The sequence below is a fragment of the Phenylobacterium sp. CCH9-H3 genome (genome assembly GCF_001557235.1).
In the GTDB taxonomy this organism is placed as follows: Bacteria; Pseudomonadota; Alphaproteobacteria; order Caulobacterales; family Caulobacteraceae; genus Phenylobacterium.
The window spans coordinates 1-6,065 of the sequence record NZ_LSJI01000017.1 but is presented as its reverse complement, the minus strand read 5'-3'; the positions used below and the strand labels follow the sequence as shown (position 1 = coordinate 6,065).

Annotated in this window: 8 protein-coding genes; 1 reads left to right on the top strand and 7 read right to left on the bottom strand. The window is 69.5% G+C overall.

Features of this window, described 5'->3' with window-relative positions:
- Positions 1 to 13 precede the first annotated feature (13 nt).
- From AX721_RS01100 to AX721_RS01085, 4 genes are all read right to left on the bottom strand, one after another.
- Complete coding sequence (locus AX721_RS01100) at positions 14 to 607, bottom strand: hypothetical protein (RefSeq protein WP_068874084.1); 594 nt, start codon at positions 605 to 607, stop codon at positions 14 to 16.
- A gap of 277 nt (positions 608 to 884) precedes the next feature.
- Positions 885 to 1,808: a HEPN domain-containing protein gene (locus AX721_RS01095; RefSeq protein ID WP_068874083.1), complete on the bottom strand. Its 924-nt coding sequence runs from the start codon at positions 1,806 to 1,808 to the stop codon at positions 885 to 887.
- Positions 1,805 to 2,347, bottom strand: a complete 543-nt coding sequence (locus tag AX721_RS01090; protein ID WP_068874082.1) for a GNAT family N-acetyltransferase — start codon at positions 2,345 to 2,347, stop codon at positions 1,805 to 1,807. Before AX721_RS01090 ends, AX721_RS01095 begins: the two co-directional genes overlap by 4 nt.
- A 3-nt stretch (positions 2,348 to 2,350) precedes the next feature.
- Positions 2,351 to 2,635, bottom strand: coding sequence for a DUF1778 domain-containing protein (locus AX721_RS01085; RefSeq protein ID WP_068874081.1), 285 nt, complete (start codon positions 2,633 to 2,635; stop codon positions 2,351 to 2,353).
- A gap of 206 nt (positions 2,636 to 2,841) precedes the next feature.
- Between AX721_RS01085 and AX721_RS01080 the strand changes: the two genes are divergently transcribed.
- Positions 2,842 to 3,858 (top strand): LysR family transcriptional regulator, encoded by a 1,017-nt coding sequence (locus tag AX721_RS01080; protein WP_068874080.1) that lies wholly within the window; start codon positions 2,842 to 2,844, stop codon positions 3,856 to 3,858.
- On the opposite strand, the gene AX721_RS01075 is transcribed toward AX721_RS01080, so the two are convergent.
- From AX721_RS01075 to trbG, 3 genes are all read right to left on the bottom strand, one after another.
- Entirely contained in the window at positions 3,788 to 4,030 is a 243-nt protein-coding gene (locus tag AX721_RS01075) for a DUF2274 domain-containing protein (RefSeq protein WP_068874079.1), read from the bottom strand. The genes AX721_RS01080 and AX721_RS01075 overlap by 71 nt on opposite strands.
- On the bottom strand, positions 4,030 to 5,232 hold the full coding sequence (locus AX721_RS01070; protein ID WP_068874078.1) for a TrbI/VirB10 family protein: 1,203 nt from the start codon (positions 5,230 to 5,232) through the stop codon (positions 4,030 to 4,032). The genes AX721_RS01075 and AX721_RS01070 overlap by 1 nt, the downstream gene beginning before the upstream one ends.
- On the bottom strand, positions 5,229 to 6,065 hold an 837-nt coding region (trbG, locus tag AX721_RS01065; protein ID WP_068874077.1), incomplete at its 5' end, for a P-type conjugative transfer protein TrbG. The genes trbG and AX721_RS01070, both read right to left, overlap by 4 nt.

Below are 6,065 nucleotides of genomic sequence, written 5' to 3'. Positions count from 1 at the left end.
TTTTGCACGCCGATCACCCCACGAAGGGGGTGCCTATTGCACGCCGATCCTCACGCAGGTGCGCGTATCCGCGGGCATCATCGATCGCGCGATGCGTATGTTCATGGCCGCCGAACCACTCTTTTGGAAGTGCAGACGGAGGGCAATCCCAAGGCGGGCGCCCCACAAGCGCGGCAGCGAAAGACTTGAGGCAAAAACCCGAGCCATCGAACAGCCGCCCAACTGCGTAATGACCTTCGACCAACGCGTGTTTGGTGAAGCGCCGCAAATAGTGGTCGATCCAGATGCCGTCGAACGAAAAGGGGTAAGCGGTGAATATCCGCCCGCCTGAGAAGGTGCGAACCCATTCCACATAGTCGGCCATCACTGTGGCCGAAGGTTCCGCCCCGGTCGTTGCCGCCGACCAGGCTTCGGGCTGCGACTGAAACCACTCCAGTGTCCGAACGTCGGATCGTGCGCCGTCTAAGGGTAGCAATACGGCTTCGAAGGACCCCCGCTCGTCGCCGTCGAGACCTATTGCAATAGAAGCGAAGGCTCTCATGGAGTTAACACCCGGGTCCGGACCGTCAGCCTCGATGTCCGTGACGATGAACACGGGATCGAGCATTTATGTCTCGTTGCGCATGGCGCCTCCTGACCAAGGTAAGGAGGGTGCCAAAGTTCAAGTACGACCGCCATGCGTGTCCAGCACACCAAGCAGTGGCTCTGGAGGAATGTCCGGTTCCTGGAGCGGGGTGAACTTCCGCACCTGGCGCATCTTGGTCCCTCCCAGGAGCGCCGTCCTGGGCTACCGTCTATCGGTCGGGGGAGCCTGCGGGCATGTCCAGGAGCTTCGGCTATAGAACCCGCGGGGATCATCGCGCGATCTTTCTACCTCCCCGGCTTCAGGTGCTCTCGCCGGCCTCTCGCGCTAGAGCATCAAGGCGTTCAGCGCAGAGGGTCCTCACGACATCCTGAAGCATGCCGATGCGTTCGCCCAGCCAAGCCAGTTCTTCGGCGCTGATCTTGTAGTGGCGCGAGTAGCGGGCCTTCACGTAGGCCGCGCGGATCAGTTCGTAGCAGCGGCGCTCGGACTTGGTGGTCGATGGCCAGATGTCCTTCAGCCGCCCGTCCATGCCTTCGGCAAGTGCGCGTAGGCGATTCAGGCTGTGGGTCTTCGGGCTGTAGAGCGTGAGGACCAGCAACAGGCAATGGTACAAGCGCTCCACCGTCTGATGCAAAAGGAACGCGGCGTCCTTCGGCTTGTTGTTCTCGATATAGAACCTTGCACCCATGAGTGCGTTGCCAGCGCTCTCAAACCACTCTTCGAAATACTCCCGCGCCTCCTTCAGCGCCGCCGCCGGCACCAGCGGTTCCGGATTCACAAACGGATGATCCGGCTCCTCGAAGAGCGAAATCCCTTCGCGCAGGATGTCCATGAAGAAGTAGCGGCCGAGCTTCAGCTTCTCGTTCACGTCGTCGAGGCTGTGAATGATCAGGCTGACCGGCGTGCGCAGCCGCTCGCCCGAGGCCAGTTCGGAGAGAAGACGTTCCTCGGTCTCGGCCCAGAATTCGCCGGGATCGGCCAGATCCTCATGGCTGACGACGACCAGGAGGTCGTAGTCCGAGAAGTACCGGCCCACCGGGTCCTCGACCCAATCGCCGCGGGCGTAGGAGCCGAAGAGGATGATCTTGAGGATCTTGCCTTCGCGGAGCCGCGGCGCGGTCCGGTGCGCGACCGCGGCGGCGAACCCCTCGCGCACGACCTCGACCACGAACTTCAGTTCATGGCGCTTGCCGGCCGGAAGATGATCGAGCCGCTTCTTCATCCGCGCGGATCGCCTGTGGGTTCGCCGTCATTGGCAAGATGGGCGACCGCCGCCGCCGCGGTCGAGCTGAGCAGGAAAAGCCGATTTGGCCGTGACGGGAAGGGCCGGAAGCCGAAGAATTCATAGAAGGCGACCGCGGCGTCATCCTTGGCGTCGACCAGGATGGCGAACACCGCCAGGTTTTCGCCGACGCCGAGGATCCGCTGGACGGCGTCGGCCAGCAACAGTTCTCCCACGCCCTGGCCGCGGACGCGCAGATCGCGGGCCAGGCGGCCGACCAGGGCGGCCGGAATGGCGTCGTAGCGGGGCAGCTTGCCGGCGAGGTCGTCGGGCAGATCCTCGAGCGCCAGGGTGAAGGCGCTCAGGCTGTAGAAGCCCACCACCCCCAGGGCCGGGTCGACGGCGACGAAGACCCGGGCGAGGTTGCGCCGCTCGTCCTGGCCCGCGCGGCGCTTGAACCAGTCGTCGAGTTCGGCCTGGCCGCAGGCGAAAGTCTTGCGGTCATGGGCCGTGTCGAGCGGCGTGATGATGATGGACAAGCCTCAGCGCACCTGGTCGCGATGCCGACGAAGGGCCTGGACGAGGCGATCGGCGGGTTGCGGCGGCTTGCGGACCGCCTCGAGGAAGGCGTCGCGGTCGGCGCCGGTCAGGAGCATGCGCTCATGCTCGTCGAGAACCCGGCGGGCGCCTTCATAGGCGAGGTCGCCAGCGGTCAGGCCGCTCACCGCCGAGGCGCGCTGGATCAGCGCCTTGGCCGAGGGCGCGACGCGCAATTCGATGCGCTCCTTCTTGAGCTCGTGCGACGCGGCGGGGCGAGGGGCGGCCATGGTGTGTCCTCTTTTGATCTCAATGTACGGTAATCCACCGTGTGCTTCAAGCCCTTCGCCAGGATGGATCGCGCCCTCGATGCCGTGAGATTACGGTCCTAAGCTTCGATATTCAGAGCAAATATTCCAACTATATCCTGGCCTTCGCGGCCGATCCTGCAGTGTGCTTCACGGCACGGCCTCAAGGGCCGCGCGGCGTGGGAGCGATGATCCTGGGATCGATCGCGCACCAAGGCTCTGATCCGTTCGGCCGGCGCACCACAGGGCATGCCGCGGCGGTGCCGCATGGCCTCAAACTCAACCAGCTGCGCTATGTGCTGAGCGCGGCCGAGCAGGGCAGTTTCCGGCGTGCGGCCGCCGTCCTCAACATCCAGCAGTCGACGGTCAGCCGCAGGATCCGCGAGCTGGAGGATCGCCTGGGCGCGGCGATCTTCGAGCGCGACGCCGCGGGCGTGCATCTCACCCGCGCCGGCGGGCAATTCCTGGCGCGGGCGCGCCAGGCCGTCGAGCACCTGGCGGAGGCCGCCGACGCGGTCGAGACGGCCGGACGCGCGGAGCGCGCGGTGCTGCGCATCGGCGTGATCCAGCCCCTGGGCCAAGGTTTCCTCGAGACGCTGCTTGCCCGGCTGGTCGCCCAAAGGACCCCCAGCGCCTTCGTGTTGCGCGAAGAGGCGCCGGAGGCCCACCGCGCCGCGCTGGCGACCCGCAGGCTCGACGTCGCCTTCCTCCCCGAGGGCGCCGGTCCGCGCGGCCTGGCGGTGCAACCCTTGTGGCGGGAAGCCCTGGTCGTCGCGATGCGGCTGGACCATGCGCTGGCCGCCAGGGCCGCGCTAATCTGGCCGGACCTGGCGGGCGAGTCCTTGCAGTTGGCGAACGATCCCTTCGGCCGCGAGATCGCGGCGCGGCTCGCCGGCCGGGTCCGCCCGGACCTCGGCGGCGGCCAGCCGGCGCATGCGGCCTCGCTCGAGACCCTGCTGCGGCTCGCCGCCCTGGGGCAGGGCCTCGTCGTCCTGGGCGGCTCCCAGGCCGGCGGGCTTCCGCCGGGCCTGGTCTGTCGACCCATCGCCGACGCCGAGATCGGCTTTGGGGCGGTCTGGTCGCCGCGCAACGAGAAGCTGGCCCTGCGCCGGGCGCTGAGGCTCGCCCTGGAGCTCAGCGGCCAGCCGCCTTATCCGTCGGCGCCTCGCGCTGAGCGCGCGCAAAGCCGCGATCCGTCGCCATGAAGCGCTCGATCATCGGCACGATGAGCTTGGCCGGCTCGCCGATCGGCTGGCCGGTCTCGTGCGCCAGCGCCGCGGCATAGGCGACAAGCAGACGGTGGATGGACGCGGGCAGGTCGAGGGTGAGGCGGACGGGGCGGTCGTCGGCCAGGGGGCCGAGCTTCAGTTTGGCCATCAGCGCATCTCCTGAGGCGCGGGGTCGAGGATGAGGTCGCGGGTGACGATCACCCGGACCGGGTGGCCGGGGCGGATCGAAAGCGTCGGCTGAACCTCCAGTTCGCGTCGCACCACGGCCTGGCCGGCCTGGTTCAGGGTGTCCTGGGTTCCCTGACGCAGGGCGCGGACGAGGTCGCTGTCATTGCCGGCGCCAAGTTCAGCGCCGACGCCCAGGTGGGCGGAGATGAGGGTTGCGCGTGTGAGGCGGCCCCAATGCTGATCGACCTGATCCTCGAGGCCGGTGAAGCCTTGCGGATCCGCGCCGGGCTCCCGGTCCAGGCTGATGGAGGCCCCGCTGGGCAGGATCAGGCGCGTCCAGACGAGGAGGGCGCGGCTCTGGCCGAAGGAGATGTCGGAATCGTATTCGCCGACGAGGCGCGCGCCCTGCGGGATCAGCAGCCGCCGGCCGGTCAGGCTGTCATAGACGTTCTCAGTCACTTGGGCGGTGATTTGGCCCGGCAGGTCCGAGCGCAGGCCGGTGATCAGGGCCGCGGGGATCACACTGCCGGCCTGCAGCACATAGGGCGAGGCGGGCGCCGCCAGCCGTCCCGACGCCGTGGTCGCCGTAGGCGCGCCGGCGCCGGCGAGGAAGGCGCGCTTGGCGGCCTGGCCGGTCGCCGGCGCGGCGCCCTGGGGCGCAGGTTCGCCCGTAACCGCGGCCGGCGGGCCCAGGAGCGTCGCGGGCGGTGCGGCGGATGGCGCCGTCCCCGCGCCGGCGGGGCCGGACGAGACGAACAAGCGGCTCGCCCGGGCGGCCTCGCGCGCCTGGCGCGCACGGTCCGCGGCCGGATCGGCCGCGGCGGCGGCCCCTATCGGCGGCGGCGTGACCTCCGCCCCACGGGCGGTCGCGCTCAGGATGGGGCGGCCGAGGTCTCCCGGCAGTGGGGGCCCGAGCTTCGGGACCTGGGAATAGTCCTTTGGCGCGCCCGCCAAGGCCTCGGCGGTCGCCTTGGTCCCGGTGTTGAAGAGCTCGGCGGCGGGTTTGGGGCCGTGGTGGGCCTGGAGGGCGACGATCACGGCGCCGCCGACACCGGCGGCGGCCACCGCGGCCAGGGCGGCCAGGACTTTCCGCGAGAGGCGGGTGACCCGGGGCGGATCGGCGCGCAGGCGAAAGGCGGCGCGGTCCACGCCGCCGGGACCGTCGGGAGCCTGGCTGCTCATCGCCGCACGTCTGGATCGGCGCGCACGATGCGCACGCGCTTGGCGTCGCGCTTGTCGCCCAGGCGGAGCTCGGCGACGGCGAAGAGGCGATCGACGATCATGTGCCGGCCCAAGACGCGGTAGTTCACCAGCTCGCCCGCGCCGCCGGCGCCCAGGACGAAGAGCGGCGGCATCTCGCCCTGGCCGACGCCCGGCGGGAATTCGATGAACACCTGGCGACCGTCATCGAAGGCGCGCAGGGGCCGCCAGGGCGGATTGTCGCCGTCGATGCGATAACCGAAGCGCAGGGCTGCGATGTCGAGGCCGGTCGCGACGGGGGCGGCCGCGACCGCCTCGGCGGCCCGGCCGCGAAGGGCGATCAGGGCGTCCTGCGGATAGCTCCAGGAGACCTCGGCCATGTAGGTCGTGGCCGTGGCGTGAAGCTCCAGGTGATAGGTCCGCCGGTCGGTGTTGATGACCATGTTGGTCGCCAGGCCGCTCAGCGTCGGCTTGACCAGGATATGCGCGCGCTTGGCGTCGCCCACGCCGCTCTCGGTGTCGCCGATGATCCAGCGTGCCGTGTCGCCGGCCGCCACCGGCCCGGCGCCCACAAGCTGTTCGCCGGGCTCGAGCGCGATGTCGGTCACCTGGCCCGGCGCCGCATAGACCTGGTAGAGCGCGCCTTCGCTGAAGGGATAGCGCTGCATCGCGTTGATGAAGCCGTCACGCGCGGGCTGGATGCGCGCCGCGGCGTTGGCGGTCCGGACGCGGTCCTGCGGGGCCGCAGCCGTCGCGGCGGGGTGCGGGGCGGACGGGGCCGCCAGCGGCTTGAGCTGGCCGGGCAGGGGCAGCGG

Coding starts and splice junctions, on each gene's coding strand:
- AX721_RS01100 (WP_068874084.1), bottom strand. CDS start 607: ATGCTCGATCCCGTGTTCATCGTCACGGACATCGAGGCTGACGGTCCG.
- AX721_RS01095 (WP_068874083.1), bottom strand. CDS start 1,808: ATGAAGAAGCGGCTCGATCATCTTCCGGCCGGCAAGCGCCATGAACTG.
- AX721_RS01085 (WP_068874081.1), bottom strand. CDS start 2,635: ATGGCCGCCCCTCGCCCCGCCGCGTCGCACGAGCTCAAGAAGGAGCGC.
- AX721_RS01080 (WP_068874080.1), top strand. CDS start 2,842: ATGATCCTGGGATCGATCGCGCACCAAGGCTCTGATCCGTTCGGCCGG.
- AX721_RS01075 (WP_068874079.1), bottom strand. CDS start 4,030: ATGGCCAAACTGAAGCTCGGCCCCCTGGCCGACGACCGCCCCGTCCGC.
- AX721_RS01070 (WP_068874078.1), bottom strand. CDS start 5,232: ATGAGCAGCCAGGCTCCCGACGGTCCCGGCGGCGTGGACCGCGCCGCC.